This is a genomic window from Arthrobacter sp. N199823 (assembly GCF_002929705.1).
In the GTDB taxonomy this organism is placed as follows: domain Bacteria; phylum Actinomycetota; class Actinomycetes; order Actinomycetales; family Micrococcaceae; genus Specibacter.
Genome location: NZ_PJIN01000006.1, coordinates 1 through 17,629 on the forward strand (window position 1 = coordinate 1; position 17,629 = coordinate 17,629).

General features: G+C 61.6%; 14 protein-coding genes. 11 read left to right on the top strand and 3 right to left on the bottom strand.

Annotation, left to right across the window (positions count from 1 at the left end; all coding sequences use genetic code 11):
- Positions 1-166: 166 nt before the first annotated feature.
- The 3 genes from CXQ93_RS13620 to CXQ93_RS13630 all read left to right on the top strand — a co-directional run bounded on the left by CXQ93_RS13620 (position 167) and on the right by CXQ93_RS13630 (position 3,926).
- A complete protein-coding gene (locus tag CXQ93_RS13620; RefSeq protein ID WP_062285789.1) occupies positions 167-520 on the top strand; it encodes a zinc ribbon domain-containing protein YjdM in 354 nt (117 codons plus the stop codon).
- A gap of 46 nt (positions 521-566) precedes the next feature.
- Positions 567-2,561 (top strand): DUF6541 family protein, encoded by a 1,995-nt coding sequence (locus CXQ93_RS13625; protein ID WP_104110991.1) that lies wholly within the window; start codon positions 567-569, stop codon positions 2,559-2,561.
- 123 nt (positions 2,562-2,684) lie between these two features.
- A complete protein-coding gene (locus CXQ93_RS13630; protein WP_104110992.1) occupies positions 2,685-3,926 on the top strand; it encodes a helix-turn-helix domain-containing protein in 1,242 nt (413 codons plus the stop codon).
- A gap of 179 nt (positions 3,927-4,105) precedes the next feature.
- Here CXQ93_RS13630 and CXQ93_RS13635 read toward each other — a convergent pair whose 3' ends face one another.
- On the bottom strand, positions 4,106-5,026 hold the full coding sequence (locus CXQ93_RS13635) for a phosphoribosylaminoimidazolesuccinocarboxamide synthase (protein WP_104110993.1): 921 nt from the start codon (positions 5,024-5,026) through the stop codon (positions 4,106-4,108).
- 10 nt (positions 5,027-5,036) lie between these two features.
- Entirely contained in the window at positions 5,037-6,329 is a 1,293-nt protein-coding gene (gene purD / locus CXQ93_RS13640) for a phosphoribosylamine--glycine ligase (protein ID WP_104110994.1), read from the bottom strand.
- Between the two features lie 408 nt (positions 6,330-6,737).
- On the opposite strand from purD, the gene CXQ93_RS13645 reads away from it, so the two are divergent.
- The 7 genes from CXQ93_RS13645 (at position 6,738) to purM (ending at position 14,716) form a co-directional block, all read left to right on the top strand.
- Positions 6,738-9,233: an LPXTG cell wall anchor domain-containing protein gene (locus CXQ93_RS13645; RefSeq protein ID WP_104110995.1), complete on the top strand. Its 2,496-nt coding sequence runs from the start codon at positions 6,738-6,740 to the stop codon at positions 9,231-9,233.
- Positions 9,234-9,367: 134 nt separating this feature from the next.
- Positions 9,368-9,907: a hypothetical protein gene (locus CXQ93_RS13650; RefSeq protein ID WP_104110996.1), complete on the top strand. Its 540-nt coding sequence runs from the start codon at positions 9,368-9,370 to the stop codon at positions 9,905-9,907.
- A gap of 34 nt (positions 9,908-9,941) precedes the next feature.
- Positions 9,942-10,946 carry an asparaginase gene (locus CXQ93_RS13655; protein WP_104110997.1) on the top strand — a complete coding sequence of 335 codons (1,005 nt, stop codon included), beginning with the start codon at positions 9,942-9,944 and terminating at the stop codon, positions 10,944-10,946.
- A gap of 198 nt (positions 10,947-11,144) precedes the next feature.
- Positions 11,145-11,498 (top strand): sterol carrier family protein, encoded by a 354-nt coding sequence (locus CXQ93_RS13660; RefSeq protein ID WP_104110998.1) that lies wholly within the window; start codon positions 11,145-11,147, stop codon positions 11,496-11,498.
- Positions 11,499-11,553: 55 nt separating this feature from the next.
- On the top strand, positions 11,554-11,877 hold the full coding sequence (locus CXQ93_RS13665) for a hypothetical protein (RefSeq protein WP_104110999.1): 324 nt from the start codon (positions 11,554-11,556) through the stop codon (positions 11,875-11,877).
- 102 nt (positions 11,878-11,979) lie between these two features.
- Entirely contained in the window at positions 11,980-13,545 is a 1,566-nt protein-coding gene (gene purF, locus CXQ93_RS13670) for an amidophosphoribosyltransferase (protein WP_104111000.1), read from the top strand.
- Between the two features lie 22 nt (positions 13,546-13,567).
- Positions 13,568-14,716, top strand: coding sequence for a phosphoribosylformylglycinamidine cyclo-ligase (purM, locus tag CXQ93_RS13675; protein ID WP_104111001.1), 1,149 nt, complete (start codon positions 13,568-13,570; stop codon positions 14,714-14,716).
- Positions 14,717-14,967: 251 nt separating this feature from the next.
- Here the strand turns inward: purM and CXQ93_RS13680 are convergent, their stop codons facing one another.
- Positions 14,968-15,195, bottom strand: a complete 228-nt coding sequence (locus tag CXQ93_RS13680; RefSeq protein WP_104111002.1) for a DUF3073 domain-containing protein — start codon at positions 15,193-15,195, stop codon at positions 14,968-14,970.
- Between the two features lie 326 nt (positions 15,196-15,521).
- On the opposite strand from CXQ93_RS13680, the gene CXQ93_RS21270 reads away from it, so the two are divergent.
- Positions 15,522-17,612, top strand: coding sequence for a hypothetical protein (locus CXQ93_RS21270; protein WP_181036167.1), 2,091 nt, complete (start codon positions 15,522-15,524; stop codon positions 17,610-17,612).
- Positions 17,613-17,629 lie beyond the last annotated feature (17 nt).

A 17,629-nucleotide genomic window follows, 5' to 3' on the forward strand; every position in this document is an offset into this window, starting at 1 on the left:
CCCTACTAACACCGGGGCCGCCACCAGAGTCAAGGATGTCCCGACACAGCTGTCAACGATGTATTGAAACCAGACACTGTCACCCCGACCAATCAAAGCAGCGGTATCCACTGGATACCGCTGCTTTTTCTTAACTGATTTTCCCTCAACAGCTAGGATGGAAGCCATGAGCGACACACTTTCACCGTGCCCCGTATGCGACTGCGAATACACCTATGAATTGGGTGAACTTTTAGTGTGCCCAGAATGCGCGCACGAATGGGCTCCTTCCGAAGAGGGCGAATCAGCCGCCGAGGAAGAGAGCGTTGTCAAAGACGCTGTAGGCAACGTTTTGGCCACTGGCGATACCGTCAGCATCGTCAAGACCATGAAGGTGAAGGGCAGCCCCCAAGACTTGAAAATCGGCACCAAGGTCCGCAATATTCGTCTGATCACCCCAGTCAACGGCCATGACATCGATGCCAAGGTTGACGGATTCGGGCCCATGAAGCTCAAATCCAGCATCGTCAAAAAGGTTTGATCCCTGGCCAGCTGGCAGACACTGCGCCTACAGCAAGGAACGTTGGGTGACTTCTTGGATTGAGGCAGTGCCAGCATTCGCCGTAGCCGTGCTGATTCTTGCCGTGCCCGGAACCGCTGTCTTGGCGGCGCTTCGGATCCGGGGCCTCATTGCTCTGTGCCTTGCACCGGCTGTCTCCGTCTCCGTGCTGGCCGTTAGTGCCATTGTGGCGCCCATGATCCACCTGAGATGGGGCATTGCCGTTGTGCTTCTGGGCACTGCCATCGCCACTGGTGCCGCGTGGGCAGCACGTCGATATGTTCCAGCGCTGAACTCCATCGAGGCTGCGTCAGGACCTCTGTCTCGCGTTGGCCTCACGGCCGGAACCATCGGCGCCCTGACTGCGTTGGCCATCACCACTCTGCTGCTGATGTTGGTGGCGCCTACCCCCGAGCAGTTCACTCAGGGTTACGATTCCGTGTTCCACCTCAACGCAACAGCCCACGCCGTGGAGACCGGCAATGCATCCTCCTTTGCGGTTTCCAGCTTCATTCTGCCCACCATTCAGTCCTCGTTCTACCCCGGCGCGTGGCACGGCTTGGTGAGCCTGCTGGTTATTGTGACTGGCATTAGCGTCCCTGCGGCGACTAACCTCATGTGGCTGGCTGTGGCCGGGCTTGTCTGGCCGCTCAGCGGCATGTTCCTCACACGAGTGCTCTTCGGTGCGCGCCCTCTGCTGCTGGTCAGTGCAGGCGCGCTGGCCGCAGCCTTCCCCGCCTTCCCGTGGTTGTTGTTGCAGTACGGCTCTGCGTACCCCAACGCACTTTCCAACGCCCTGGTCCCGGTGGGGATCGCTCTAGTATTGCTGATCCTCCGCCCAGCCAACCATCATGGCTTGGAGCCCGCCCAGGCGCTGACCTTGGTGATCTTGTTTCTTCCCGGCGCCATCACGGCCCAGCCCAACGGCGTTTTCAGCGTTCTGCTGGTGCTGACTCCCCTGCTGGCCTACCTCACCTATTCGTGGCTCCGCGCAGGGTTCGGCCGTAGCCGCCGCACCGGCTGGTTGCGCATAGCGCTGTTGCTGCTCGCTGCAGCTGCCGCTACGGCCGCCTTGTTGACGCTGCCGCAAATTCGCAGCCTCTTTTCTTACACCAGTCCGGCTTTTCTTTTCTTTCCGCTGGCACTGATCCGCAACTTCACCCATGCACCGGCACCCATCTGGTTCCCGGCCCTGGCCCTAACCGCCCTGGTCCTGATAGGCCTCCGAACCGGGTTCCGCCGCCCGGGGCTGCGCTGGCTGCCAGCCGCCTTGGTGCTACTGGCGTTGACGTACCCACTGAGCGCTGGCACAAACTTCACTCCGGCGAACATTGTTATGGCTCCTTGGTGGGATAACCCGGAACGCATCGCCGCTCTCATGCCGCTGCTGGCCGTTCCGCTGGCAGCCTTGGGACTCGTGCGACTCGTGGATTGGCTGGGTACCAAAGGCCGGGCGCGCAATCTTTCGCCTGCTCTCTGGCAGAGCAAGGGGAAGGTGGCCGCGGCGGCAAGTCTCGCCGTCGTACTCGCCTTCAGTAATCCTGGGCTCTGGCAGATGAAGGGGCAGGTGGAAATCATGTATGAGGTCCCGCCTGAGCCCAACGGTCTGGCCCAGATTGATGCGCAGGAGCTGGCCTTGATTCACCGGCTCGGCAACTACACCACAGCCGATGACGTCATTGCCAACAATCCTTACAACGGCTCGGCGCTGGCCATGGTACTGGCGGGACGGCACATGCTGTTCCCCTACAGCTCGCAAGGGGATTTGAATTCTGACCTCTACACCTTGCGTTTCTGGCTCAACCGAGTAGGCAGTGATCAGGACGTGTGTGCCGCGGCCAAACGCCAGGGCGTGACTTATCTACTGGATTTCGGCACCGACTACATTCCAGCCTTCAATGATCCCCGCTCGCTCTATCCAGGCATCACGCTCGCTGCGGACTCAGAGGCCTTCACCCTCGTGGCCAGTGAGGGGCACGCCAAGCTCTACAAACTCACCACATGCGGCGGAGTGAAGCTGTAACCGCAACACATTGTGGTATTTGACAATCTATTTGACAGTTTTTGTCATGTTTACGCGACTATTCGTTGCCAACACAATAGAGTTGAGCCAATATCTGGTGACCGGCAAGTGAGGGAATCTTCCATGGGCAGCAGTTTTGGTGACCGGCTCAAGCAGGAGCGGCTGGCACGGCATTTGACGCAGGCCGAACTCGGCGGGGATCTGTACTCCGCCAGCTATATTTCACTGCTGGAAAATGCTCATCGCGAGCCCACTGTGGACATCATCCAACAGCTGGCGCGGCAACTTCAGCTGACACCCTCATCCGTTGCGGACTGGGTGGGTTCCTCCACCGCGGAGGACAGTGGCGCCCTGCGACTTTCTCTGTGCGCACAACAATCGTGGGACACCCGCGATTATTTGGGTGCGGCCACCAATGCGAAGGCTGCCGCCGCGCTGGCCCAAGCCAACAAGGACCAAGTCACGTGGTGGAACATGACGTTCCTGGCGACGAACTCACTTCTGCGTCATGGCGATAATTGCGAGGCAATCGCGGTGCTCCAAACGCTGCTGGATCACCCACTCACCCTTGAAAGCGACGCACTCTCGCTTCGAGCCCATCAGGTCATGGCGGCAGCAATGTTGGCACAGGGCTGCCTACAGGAATCAATCGAACACGGAATCCTCGCCGTCAGTATTGGGTCCGGCGACAGCGCGGAAGAATTCGGCTCCTACCTCATGGCGCTGCAAACCCTCATTGGTAGCCTCACCGAAGCGGGCCGGCTCGACGAGGCCTGGATCCACACCATGGCTCTGGCCGACGCCGTCACCGAATCGACACCGGCGCAGATGGCAGGCGAAATCCACTGGGTCATCGGCAATGTTGCCTTCATCCGTCAGGACATCCGCACCGGGCTCGAACATCACGCCCAAGCCAGCAGGTTGCTCTCACCCGCCTCAGACCTCTCACGTTGGGCTCAGTTCAACAAGGCAACGGCCTGGGTTCGGCTCATGGCTGGTGTGGTGGAACCAGCCACGTTGCAGGCCATTGAACGCAGCGAACTGGCCCACTCAGTGGTCGGCGCAACGCCCGCGGAAACTCTTGAGGTGTCTATGCTGCGCGCCCGCTGGCACTATCTCAACAACGAACTGCCTGAGGCATTGACCTTGCTGGAGACGATCGAGGAACAAAAGGACCAGCTTGCCCCGCACATTGCCGGAGACTCAGCGCTCCTGCTGGGAAATGCCCTGCAAGCGGCCGATCGCAACGCAGAAGCCTTCACGGCCTACACCAACGCCCAGGCGCGGTACACACAGGCCGGCGCCATAGACCGAGCAGCCGCGGCGCAGGACTTCTTGGCACAACTGGAACTTTCTGGCGCGTAGCGCGCAAGCAGCGCGCAAGCAGCGCGCAAGCAGCGCGCAAGCGCCGCAACAGCGCTCCAAGCGTGCATGCCCTGGCACCGGACGTGGGCGCACCGGAATCCGAACAATAAAAAGACCTGCACAAAGTGGACTGAAGGCCACCTTGTGCAGGTCTTTTTCTGTGCAATTTTGTCGCGGTATTACACGAACGTGGCGCCCGTCAGGCGCTCAAAGGCCTCGACATACCGTGCGCGAGTGCGCTCCACGACGTCGGCAGGCAGTGCCGGTGGCACCGTGTCTGAGGCGCGGTCCCAGCCAGATGCCGGGCTGGCCAGCCAGTCCCGCACGTACTGCTTGTCAAAGCTAGGCTGCGCTTGGCCCGGGGCCCAGAGCTCCGCATCCCAGAAACGGGAGGAATCCGGAGTCAGGACCTCGTCGCCGAGTGTGATGACGCCCGTGGCTGGATCGGTGCCGAACTCCACCTTGGTATCAGCCAAGATAATGCCGCGTTCGCGGGCAATTTCCTCGGCGCGCGAGTAAATTTCCAAAGTCAGCGTGCGCAGTGCTTCTGCCGATTTCTCGCCGACCGTTTGAACCATCTGCGCAAAGCTGATGTTTTCATCGTGTTCGCCAACTTCCGCCTTGGCCGACGGCGTGAAGATTGCTTCCTCCAGACGCGATCCGTCCTCCAAACCGGCGGGCAGCGGCAGACTGCATACTGTCTGCGAGGCGCGGTATTCGATCAATCCTGAACCGGTGAGGTATCCACGGGAAATGCACTCAATGGGGAACATCTCCAGCTTCTTGCAGACCATGGCCCGGCCGGCTACTGCCGCCGGAACACCGTCTTCTACCGTGGTGGCGAGCAGGTGGTTGGGCACGTTGAGCTGATCGAACCACCACAGGCTCAGGCCCGTCAAGATGCGGCCCTTGTCCGGGATTTCGGTGCTGAGAATGTGGTCAAAGGCGCTGATCCGGTCACTGGCAACAACCAGAACCACATCGTTACGCCCTGCGAACGGGCCGCCCGTGGAGGCTGGCTGGTAGAGGTCTCGAACCTTGCCAGAGTAAATGTGGGTCCAGCCGGGCAGAGCGGGGGCAGCGGGAATTGCTGAAGTCATGAAGAGAGTCCTATGCCTGTGAAGAGTTCGTGGTCACGGTAATTTCCCCGCGGGCTGCCTTGGCCGCAATATCCTTGCGGAACTGACCACCTTCCAAAGAAATTTCCTCAATGCCGGCGTACGCCTTTTCACGGGCGTCTTCCAGATCCACACCCAGGCCCACCACGGCGAGGACTCGCCCTCCGGCGCTGACGGTATTGCCGTCGTCGTCCGTTCCCGTGCCCGCATGCAGCACGTGCACGCCGTCGAGCCTGTTGGCCTTCTTCAAGCCACGGATCTTATCGCCCGTGCGGGGGGCATCGGGGTAGTTTTCGCTGGCAAGTACGACGGCGACAGCAGTCTCGGGTGCCCAGCGCAACTCATCGATTTCGTCCAGTTGACCCTTGGCAGCCGCCATGAGGACGCCGCCCAGTGGGGTTTTCAGGCGGGCCAGGACGGCCTGCGTCTCCGGGTCGCCAAAGCGGGCGTTGAACTCAATGACGCGGGTGCCGCGGCTGGTCAGTGCCAGTCCGCAGTACAGCACGCCCGTGAAGGGGGTGCCGCGGTGGGCCATGGCGTCAATGGTGGGCTGGGCTACGCGATCAATGACTTCCTGAACAAGACCGGCGGGGGCCCATTCCAGCGGGGAGTATGCGCCCATGCCACCGGTGTTGGGGCCTTCGTCGCCGTCGAAAATGCGCTTGAAATCTTGGGCCGGGGCCAGCGGCACGACTGTGCGGCCATCGGCCAGAACAAAGAGGGAAACTTCGGGACCATCAAGGAACTCTTCAATGACAACTGTGCCGCCCACGTCAAAGCAGGACTGGGCGTGGGCTAGGGCCTCATCGCGATCGTCGGTGACCACCACGCCCTTGCCTGCTGCTAACCCGTCGTCCTTGACGACATACGGTGCACCGAAAGTGTCGAGGGCATTTGCAGCTTCTTCGGCATTGACGGCAACCTTGGCCATGGCCGTGGGAACCTGGGCTTCTGCCATCACGGTCTTCGCGAATGCCTTGGACGCTTCAAGCTGTGCGGCTTCCTTGCTGGGCCCAAAGACCGGGATACCTGCGGCGCGCACGGCGTCAGCCACGCCTGCCGCCAAGGGTGCCTCGGGGCCCACGATCACCAGATCGCTGTCCAACTTCAGCGCCAGGGCTGCCACAGCGGCAGGATCACTGGCATTGATCTCATGGGTTGGTACGATGGCCGCGATCCCGGCATTGCCAGGTGCGGCCTGCACTTCACTGACGTTGGGGTCGCTGAGCAACGAGCGGACAATGGCATGTTCGCGGCCTCCGGGGCCAATCACTAAAACCTTCACCCCTCTAGGGTACTTTGCTTCGGTGCCGGTGCCGCATGTTGCGGGAGTTCTGTCCACACTGGGCCGGGCCACGCAGCCACAGCACATCAGGAACCAGCCGCAGGCACCCCGGAAGGGCAACCGTTCACCGTAACAATTCAACTCACTTTTATGCACAAAGTGCACAGAATCCGCAGCGAAATAACATGCACAGTCGCTCAACCATGTCAATGGGTAGCTCTTCCACCCCTGCTAAATCAGGGATCCACGGCAGTTTGTGAAGTGTTGTCATCATTTGCGTTGCGGTCAGTTAATCCATTTGATAGCTTTACCTTTGGGTTGGGCTGTTCACTCACAGCAATCATTCGCGCCTTCAGGTAGCTTCAACTCATCAGGATCTTTTCATCTTCTCCAGGGGGAACCACTTACATGCAAGCATCCACACGCGCCTTCATCAAGCGCGGAGGTGCGGCCTGCGCCGCAGCTGCCGTCCTGCTGGGCGGCAGCTTCACTGTCGCCACGGCAGCGCCTTCATCCGATCCGACGATTGCTCCGACCGTTGCCTCCGTCACTGCAGAGGCCACCAGTTCAGCCGCTCCCACGAGCGCACCTTCCGCAACTTCCTCCACCCCCTCCAGCGCAGCACCGCTGCCCGACGGCCTTGCCGAGGCAATAGACCGCGATTTGAACTTGAGCGTTGAGGAATTCAACGCCCAGGGTGAACTTGCCGCTACCGCCGCAGAGGTGCAGACCGCTATTACCAAGGCCGACCCTAAGGCGCTGGTCTCGGTTGCTGGGGACACCATCAAGGTCAAGGCTTCCCCCGCCGTCGCTGCAGCAGCCAAGGCTGCCGCCGGCAGTGCCAAGGTGGCTGTCACCACCGCTCCAGCAGCTTCCCCCTCCACCAAGGTGGTCGCAGCAAATGTTGACACCTTGTTCGCTGACTATGTCTCCACATTCGGCACGGCAAAGCTGCAGTCGATCATGGTCAACAGCAACGGTGAGGTTGTCATCCGCACCGGCGAAGCTGCCAAAGGCGGCCCGGCAAACGGCGGCACAGCAATGAAGTCCCGTACTTTCTCGGCAGCTGCAGCCCCTTCGATCAGCGATTTCACTGCCAAGTACAACAATGTGAAGATCGAGGCCGCATCAGGCCCCGCCGCCGCGTACGCTACCGACGTGACAAACGGTCAGGGCTACGCTCTGCTCTCAGGCGAGGCTACTTCCGCCTGCTCCATCGGCTGGAACGGCTTCAACGCCACCGGCGATCCGGCCATCGTCACCGCCGGCCACTGCGCTGACGACGGCAAGGCAACCCTCACCAAGCTTACCGACCCCACCAAGGACCCCGCAGTGGGCGGCCCCGGTTTCATACCGCTCAATGGTGAACTTCTGGGCGACTTCGGAGACTCACAGTTCGGGGGGCCCGGAAACGCTGCCAATGTTGTCGGCACAGATGTAGCCGTCATTGACAATCTCACCCCGGGTCTGAACCAGCTGGCCAAAGTCACTGACTGGTCCACCCCGGAGAACCCCAAGGCCTCGGGCCCCACGGTCACCGGAGTTGCCGATGCCATCGTGGGCACCCCCATCTGCAAATCTGGCCGCACAACCGGCTGGTCCTGCGGCACCGTCGACGCAATCGGCTACTTCATGGTCGAGGGAACTAATTTCGCCACGGACCCCACTGACCTCCGTGCTGTGCAAGGCTTTTCTTCGCCAGACCTAGTAGCCGACCGCGGCGACTCCGGAGGATCGATCATTGCAGGCGAGCGGGCAGTGGGCATGATCAGCGCTGGTACTCCGGGCGTCGTTTCATTCGGTGTCAGCCTCACAGACGCTTTGAAGCACACCGACGGGTACACCGTGAAGATCTTCCTGGAAGCCCCCAAGGTCACCACCACTGCACCGCTCTACCGTGAAGGCGCCGTCACCGGCACCGTTGCCGGTGCACCTGCTGGCACCACGGTCACCGTCGTCATTGACGGCGTGACCACCGAAGCCGTGACCACCGAAGCCCCCGTTGGCGCCGACGGCAAGTGGAGTACCAAGGCCCCGAATGAGTTCGGCACCTTCTCCGTCACCGCGACGACCAAGAACGGCTTTAGCACCTCGGAAACCACAAAAGCCTCCATTGAGGTCATCAAGGAGACGCTGGCCGCCCCGGCCATCACCACCCCTGCCAACAACTCCACCGTTGGCGCCCCCGTCACCACCATCTCCGGTACCGGCAAGGCCGGTGCCACCGTTGAATTGACCGGCGGCGTCACCGGCACCGCAGTTGTTGGCGCCGACGGCAAGTGGTCCTTCGCTATCGAACCGGGCTTGGAAGTTGGCCCGTACACGGTCACTGCCAAGCAGACGTTGATCGACTGGAACGCTTCCACCAACACCACCAGCAAGTTCACAGTTGTTCCAGCTGCCCCGGCCATCAAAACGCCGAGCAACGGCCAGGAATTCGCCTTCGATCAGGGCCCTGCTGCAATCTCAGGTACCAACATTGAAGGCGCAACACTCTCGGTCACCCTGAACGGCAAGGCCCAGACAGTCACTGTTGTTGACGGTACTTGGAGCGTGGCTCTGGATGCCAAGCTGGCTAGCGGTAAGTACACCGTCACAGCGGTACAGACTGTTGACGGCGTAGATTCACTGACCACCACCTCAGCGTTCACCGTTCTGGCTGAACCCAAGCCGGAACCGACCACTCCCCCGGTAACGCAGGAGCCCACCACAGCTCCCACGGTTGCACCCACCACCGAGCCCACCACGGCTCCGACGGTAGCTCCCACCAAAGCGCCGACCGATAACAACCTGGCCAACACCGGCGCATCCAGCTCGCTGCTGGTGCTCGGTGGAGCCGGTGGATTGCTGCTCCTGGCTGGAGCGGTATTTTTGCTAATCCGCCGCCGCAACACCACTGTCTAGGATCCACCCGGATACTAGATTGTCAATGAAGTACAAATACTGACGGACCCCCGCGGGTGCGAATGTAAGGCGTGGGTCCCGTTCACTTTGGACGGGACCCACTGCCGTTAAATGGAAGGTAAACGGAAGGCACAATGAACAGCAAGAAGATTTCGGCAATCGTCCTCACCGCCACCCTGACAGGAGCCCTCGGCATGAGCGCATGCAAACCCACCCAAGACCCCGAAACACCTGCAGCCAGTCAGAGCGCCAGCCCGTCAGCTAGTAACGAGCAGACCAACACCATGTTGGCGCTCAATGATTCACTACGGAGTGAACTCGGAGACGCCTACGCCGACTCCTGGATCGAGGGGAACCAGCTGCACGTTGCCGTGACCACGGAACCCGCCGCCGCGATCGTGAAGGCTGCCGGGGCGATTTCACACCTCGTCACCTTGGACGCGGCCCAACTTGAAACAGCACTGCAAGCTGTCATGGCCTGGCGCAGCTCACTGCCCACAGAACAAGGCGCAGCCATCCACAAAGTCATCCCCGACGGACGCACGGGAACCGTCACAGTCTTTGTTGCCCCCGAGCAACTAGACGCCGTCGCCAAATCCGCAGCCACGGACAAGCCTGCCGGAGACGTACCACTGCTCTTCAAAGAATCCACCGGACTTGCCACCGCTCTGTAGCACTCGCCACCGTTCAGCTCGATAAGATGACACCATGATCCATACATTCCGGGCGGACGACGCCGTCGAACTTGCCGTCCTTGAACGCAGCGGCTTCATAGAATCCCGGCACATAGGTTCGGCCGTTGTCCTGGCCGGCGATGGCTCTGTCGTGACAGCTCTGGGAGACATCAGCTCCCCCATCTACCCGCGCTCTGCTACCAAACCTTTCCAGGCTCTCGCCTCCATGCAGTCAGGCGTCCCCCTTCGCGGGGCGCAGGTTGCCTTGGCAGCTGGAAGCCACACAGGTTCCTTGGAGCACATGGATGTTGTCGAAGGGATGCTGAAGGCGGCAGGCCTCAAGGAAGCCAACCTCGGCTGCCCGGCGGATTGGCCCAGCGACCCGGAAGCCCGTGCTTGGCTGGTCCGATCTGGCCGCGGCAAGTCCAAGCTGGCCATGGCCTGCTCCGGCAAGCATGCGGCTTTTCTGTGGGCTTGCACGGAAAACGGCTGGGATCTGGACGGCTATTTGGAACTCAACCACCCCATGCAGCGAGCCGTACGAACAACTCTGGAGGAGTTCACCGAAGAATCGGTGCACCACACAGGCACCGATGGCTGTGGCGCCCCCGTCATGGCCGTGACTCTCACTGGACTCGCCAGGGCCTTCACCGCATTGGCCAAGGCTCCCTCCGATAAAAACGCCAACGCCCGGGCCGCCACCATCGCCACCTCCATGCTGGACTACCCGTGGGCAGTAGAAGGTCACGGCCGCCCCAACACAGTGGTCATGGATGAACTCGGCGTCCTGGCAAAACTGGGCGCTGAAGGTGTTCTTGCCATGGCTGCCCCGACGGGGGCCAGTGTCGCCGTGAAAATCCTTGACGGCAATGGCCGCGCCGCAACTCTCGTGGGCCTAACGCTGTTGGCGGCAAGTGGCGCCCTCGACATTCCCGCCGTGGCCGAGGTACTCAGCAAGGTGGTTCCTCCCGTTCTCGGAGGCAGCCACCGCGCCGGCAGCCTACGGCTAGGCCAGGCGGTCAGCGCACTCCTGAACTAGTCCCCACTTGCCGGCCCGATAAATCGCTGAAGCGATTTCCCGGGAACCTGGCAAGCGTGGGCCCAAACTTACTCGACCAAACAATCGCTGAAGCGATTTCCCGGGAACCTGGCAAGCGTGGGCCCACCCAGCCTGCCCAGCCCATCCAAGCCAGCCATCCGGCGTCGAACATCCCCATCAACAACTGTAGGAGTGCACATGGTCGCCCGGCGCCGCATCGACATTGCCGAGGGAAGCGCCGCCCTGGCCGCCTGGCGCGGCGGAGAACGTGGCAGGGCCGTGACAGCCATGGCCGTGCGCTACGCCTTGGAAGAAGTGGCCGCGCGTGCCCCGGGAAACTCCGTGGAAGTGCGCGTGCCACCCTTCGGCGTCACCCAATGCATCCCCGGACCCAGGCACACCCGCGGCACCCCTCCCAATGTGGTGGAGTGCGACGCCGGGACTTGGCTGGAGCTGGTGACCGGCACCTTGGACTGGGGCGACGCCGTGGAACGCGGTCTGGTGGCGGCCTCTGGGTTGCGTGCGGACCTCTCCGCCGAACTGCCCCTGTAGCGAACTTTTCTTACCTTCGCAGGGGACTCCAAGCTGGGCCGGGTACCCTTGAAGGATGACTTCCCAGCCTGAACCCACTGCCGGAGAGCCGCGCAAACTCAATGTGCGCCGCGCCCCGAAGTACGTCCCGTTCTTGATCGCCGGCGCCTTGGTCGGCGTTGTGGCAGCAGCCATTTTCACCTCTATGGCCCCGCCCAGCGAACAATTTACAACCTCATCCATCTTCGGATTTTTCACTGTTTTGCTACTGGTCCCGGGCGTGATCCTCGGCGCAGCGCTCGCCCTGATTTTGGACAAGCGGAGTATACGCCGGAGCAAGACCATCGTTGCGCAGCCTCTCCCTGATGAGGGCACCAACCCTGAAGCAGAGATCGCCTAAACGCACCGCCTGCGGTCCAGCTGCTTCACCACCGAGATCGTATGGATATAACCCACATCACAGCAGGTCGTGGTGTGCGCCATTACATGAGATAATTTTCTCGTGGCACGCGGAGACGGAAAACTATCCCATGATCTTTTACCCGGCGAAAAGGGACCTCAGGACGCTTGTGGCGTTCTGGGCATCTGGGCACCCGGTGAAGAGGTTGCAAAACTAACCTATTACGGACTGTATTCACTACAGCACCGTGGTCAGGAGTCTGCTGGCATCGCAACGAGCGATGGCAAGCGGATCAGTGTGTATAAGGACATGGGACTCGTATCCCAGGTCTTTGACGAACCCACACTGAACACCCTGACCGGACACATGGCTGTGGGCCATTGTCGCTACTCCACCACAGGTGCGGCCAATTGGGCTAACGCTCAGCCGACCCTGGGTGCAACTGGCAGCGGCACCGTCGCTCTGGCCCACAACGGCAACCTGACCAACTCTGCTGAACTGCATGAGATGGTCATTGCCCAGTATGGCGTTCCCACTGATGGCGAAATGGCCCAGGGAAACACCACCGATACTGCGCTGGTCACCACCTTGCTGCGTGGCAAAGAAGGCAGTTCTCTTGAAGAGACCGCCATGGAATTGCTGCCCAAGATCCACGGCGCGTTCAGCTTTGTCTTCATGGACGAACACACCCTGTACGCCGCACGTGACCCGCACGGCGTCCGCCCACTGGTTCTGGGTCGTCTGGAAAGTGGCTGGGTAGTGGCTTCCGAGGACGCCGCCCTGAACACCATCGGCGCCACGTTGATCCGTGAAATCGAACCCGGCGAATTCATCGCCATCGATGAAGACGGCGTGCGCACCCAGAAATTCGCCCCGGCAACGCCAGCCGGTTGCGTTTTCGAGTACGTTTACTTGGCCCGCCCCGACGCCACCATTGCTGGCCGTTCAGTGTACGAGTCCCGCGTGGAAATGGGCCGCCAGTTGGCCCGCGAAAGCCACTACGACGCTGACCTGGTCATCCCGGTTCCGGAATCCGGCACCCCGGCAGCCATTGGCTATGCCGAGCAGTCCGGTATCCCCTTTGCTCACGGCTTCGTGAAGAACGCCTATGTTGGCCGTACCTTCATTCAACCCAGCGATACCTTGCGCAAGCTGGGCATCAAGCTCAAGCTCAGCGCCCTTGAATCCGTCATTCGCGGCAAGCGCATTGTGGTGGTGGATGATTCAATCGTCCGCGGCAACACGCAGCGCGCCGTGGTGCGCATGCTCAAGGAAGCCGGCGCCAAGGAAGTTCACGTCAAGATTTCTTCTCCGCCCGTTCGCTGGCCGTGCTTCTACGGCATCGATTTTGCCTCCCGTGCGGAACTGATCGCCAACGGTGCTGCCATTGACGAGATCGCCAAATCCATTGGCGCCGATTCGCTGGAGTACATCTCCGAAGACGGCATGATTGACGCCACGATGCAGCCGCGCGAACGCCTCTGCACAGCATGTTTCACGGGTACCTACCCGATTGAACTTCCCAGCAGCGACCGTTTGGGCAAAAACTTGCTCGAGCGCACCAAGCCGGGCAATGCCACCCCTTCCACCGGCTGCGATCCGGGTCCTGATTCGGAGCTGGAAACTGTCCTGACCGATCAAGACCGCACCGCCGCCACCGGTTCTTAAGAACTCGTAAGAAAGAGACGCCATGACCAACGCCTCCCATGAGTCAGCTACCCAGGGAATTACTTACGCCAGCGCAGGTGTCGACACCGAAGCGGGCGACCTCGCCGTTGAGCTGATGAAGGAAGCCGTCAAGGCCACCCACGGCCCGTCCGTGGTTGGTGGTTTCGGCGGATTCGCCGGCCTGTATGACGTGTCCAAGCTGCTGACCTTCAAGAAGCCGCTGCTGGCCACCTCGACCGATGGAGTGGGTACCAAGGTCGCCATCGCGCAGGCCATGGACATCCACGACACCATTGGTTACGACCTCGTCGGCATGGTTGTCGATGACATCGTCGTAGTTGGCGCCGAGCCGCTCTTCATGACCGACTACATCGCCACCGGCAAGGTTGTCCCGCAGCGCGTGGCCGATATTGTCCGCGGCATCGCCGGGGCCTGCAAGGTTGCCGGAACCGCGCTGGTGGGTGGCGAGACTGCTGAGCATCCCGGCCTGCTGGCTCCTGACGAGTACGACGTCGCAGGTGCTTGCACGGGTGTCGTCGAGGCTGATTTGCTGCTGGGTCCGGAACGGGTACGCGCTGGCGATGTCATCATCGGCATGGCCTCCTCGGGCCTGCACTCCAACGGTTACTCCTTGGTTCGCCGCGTCATCAACCACGCTGGTTGGTCCCTGGACCGTGAGGTTGCCGACTTCGGCCGTACCTTGGGCGAGGAACTCCTGGAACCCACCCGCGTATACGCCGCAAACTGCCTGGACCTGACCCGCTACCTCCCTGTCACGCAGGAAAAGGCCGTTCACGGCTTCAGCCACGTCACCGGTGGTGGCCTCGCCGCCAACTTGGCACGCGTTCTGCCGCAGGGCCTCATCGGCACTGTGGACCGCTCCACCTGGAGCCTGCCGTCCATCTTCAACGTTGTCTCGCAGCTGGGCAATGTGCCGTTGGCCGATCTGGAGCGCACCCTGAACCTCGGTGTGGGCATGGTCGCTGTAGTTTCCGCCGATGCTGCCGATGACGCTATTGCCCGCCTGAACTCACGCGGCTTGCCGTCCTGGGTCATGGGTACGGTCACGGCCGAAGCATCGGACTCCGATAAGACCGGTTCTGACTACACCCAGGGCGCCAAGGGCGTCAACGGCGGCGCTGTTCGCCTGGTGGGCAACTACGCGTCCTAGCTTCACACGACGTTTCGAAAAGGGACGGCGTTTGCGTAAAAAGAGGGTGCTAGACGACCGTCTTTTTACGTAAACGCCGTCCTTTTTGCATCCCCCAGGCCGAGTAGGTTGGGGAGCGATTGGGTGGGGCCACGATCGCGAGGGACCCTGGCCGAGGGACGAGGCTAGGGAGCGATTGGGGAACAACAAAATCCCCACACGTCGCTTTCGCGTCGTGCAGGGTTTGTCGAGTTTAGATCTGTCAGACGGTCCTAGCCAATTCGGCGGGAGTCCACGTCGTCGTCCCCAAACTGATCCGCATACTTATCTTCGTACGCCGAATAGTCCGGCTCTGCCGGAATTTCGGTGTGATGGCTCGGGGCTCGCCGAGTGGTTCCACCGAGCTCTTTCTGCAGAGCTGAATAGTCAGTGCTCGGGGAGTAGTACTTAATGTCCCGAGCCTGCTTGGTTGCCTTCGCCTTTTGACGGCCGCGCCCCATGGCGTGACCCCCTTTTACACTTGGACCGGAGGTGGTCGCTCGGGCTAAGAGCGAGGCTCCGGAATATTCGGTCAGTTTGTCGTAGTCCTAGATTACATTAGTTCTGGACCTCTTGCGTCCCACTATGGGTTGTTCTGCCCATAGCCAAACCACAAATTAGCCTCGACGCAGGATCAATGTTCGGTAGAGTCACCTGTAGACGGAGCACATGTCCGCGGGGCTGGGGTGCCTGAATGCTCGTATAGGCGACTATTGGGAACGCGCATTTCCACCTCTCACCAGAGACTTTGTGCCATTTCAGGACGCAGCGCGGAAGGTTTGTCCCCATGAACGAGAGCAGCAACTCCAACGAAAAAGGCGCTCAACAAGGTCCTCCCACTGGGCCCGACGTGCCCCAAGCCCAGGACGCCTCAGAGAGTTTCTCCGGCTCTGACTACGAGTTTGCGGAGCCGCAGCTAGGTGCTGCGGAAATCAGCGACGACGTGGCAGAGAGCGTCGATCTCAAAGCCGCCGCGGCCGAAGCAGCCCGAGTAGAACATGAAGCCGAGTTGGCAGCCCGTACCGTTTCCTCGGGTTTGGGTGAGGATGCACCGCCCGCCCCAGACTTCCAAAACCCGTCTGCTGCGCCCGAGCCCATCGATTGGGACAGCGCGACTACCGTATTGCGCACAGACTTTAGCCAACCTCCCGTCTCCAGCAACCCCTGGTCCCAGCCACAGCAGCAGTCCCAGCAGGAGTCGCCAACGGAGCCCCAGCGCGATGCCCAGCTGGAGTCGCAGCCTGCGGCCGAGCAAGATTCTGAACCAGCCGCAGAGCCGTGGTCACAGCCGTCGGAGACTGCAGCCGAGCCAGCTGCTTCCCTGAATCGGACTGAGACTCCGCGGGCCGCCCCTTTCGGCTTCGAACCCCCAGCTCCCTCTCAGGCCCCTTCAGCGCCACCCGCGCCGGAGCAGGCGCCGTTCCAGCCCCCTTATGATGGGCAGGCACCGGAAGCCTCGGAATCACTGGCAGCTCCGGAATCAGAAGCAGCGCAGACCAGCGCGGACAGCAGTGCCTCATACACCGCCGCCACGGATGCCAGCTCCTCAGCAACTCCCGCTCCGGATGCGGCTCCCCGCGTAGGCTCCGGCACTTCTGACAGCCACGGCTGGCATCGCCCGGACGCCCAGTGGCAGCAATCGGCAACACCGTGGCAGCCCAAGGCCAACGCCTGGCAGTCACCTGCCCAGATGGCCCGCGGCGAAGCCGATGCAGCCCTGGCCGCAGAAGCTGCAGCAGCCGCAGCGCCGTCTGCCCCTGAGGTGCCCCCGGCCGTAGGTCAGCAAAACCCCTTCGGCCAGACTCCTGTAGCACCGGAACAAACGGTCTCTTACGGCCAGACGCCTGCCGCTAGCCAGCAGTACCCGTACGACCAGCAGGCTGGCCCGGCAGGCGATCAGGCATCCGCCTCCGCTCACTCTCCCGCTCAGCCCGCCTACGGTTCCCCGGCGCCGTACGGCCAAGCTGCAGCAGCACAAGCTCCCTACGGCGCACCCACCCAGCACGGCGCCCCAGAGTTTGGCGGACCTCCCCAGTCAGGCGGACCCCAGTCCGGCGCCTCGTCCACACCGGGCATTCCCCCTGTGCCGGGCCAGTTCGGCGGGCCTCAGGGCCCGGGTCAGTTTGGTAGTGGACCTCAGGGTCCCGGTGGTCCCGGTGGTCCCGGAAACTATGGTGGACCTCAGGGCCCCGGTCAGTTCGGTGGCGCTCCCGGCGGCCCCGGCGGCCCCGGTGGGCCTCAGGGGCCGGGTGGCTACGGCGGCGGCCCAGGTGGCCCCGGTTCCCCTCAGGGCGGCGGGAACAAGAAACTGTTCATCATCTTGGGTGTTGCGCTCGTGGGAGCAATCCTGCTGGGCCTGCTGATCTGGCTGGTAGTCAGCCTTCTGTCTAACAGCATCGCTCAGGACCCAAACCCCGTAGAACCCACTGTTCAGTCGCAGTCGCAAAGTGCCGTGGCGGAAGAATCACTTGATCCAGACACCGAATCGGCAACAGATGAATCCTTCGATGAAGGTTTGATCTTACCCAGCGTCTCACCCCTGAAATGGCTCGAAGGCGACTGCCTCCGTGGCTTCAACAACGCTTCAACAGAGGCAGATGTCGTGGTCTGCAGCGCACCCCACAACGCGCAGCTTGTGGGCACCTTCTATTACAGCGATTCCGATGAGTACCCCGGCGCCGAGGTACTCAAGGCCAAGGCTGGCGAGGTCTGTGATGCCGTTGATCTCACCACGGATGCTGCTGAGATGTCGACGCTGAAAAAGTCCACAGCCTACCCTTCTGAGAACACCTGGAATGAGTCGGCTGACCGCCGAGTGGACTGCCTAGTCCATGACACGCGAAGCGGAAACCCGCTGGAAGTCTCACTGACCAATTAGCCAAGGGCAGTTGGACC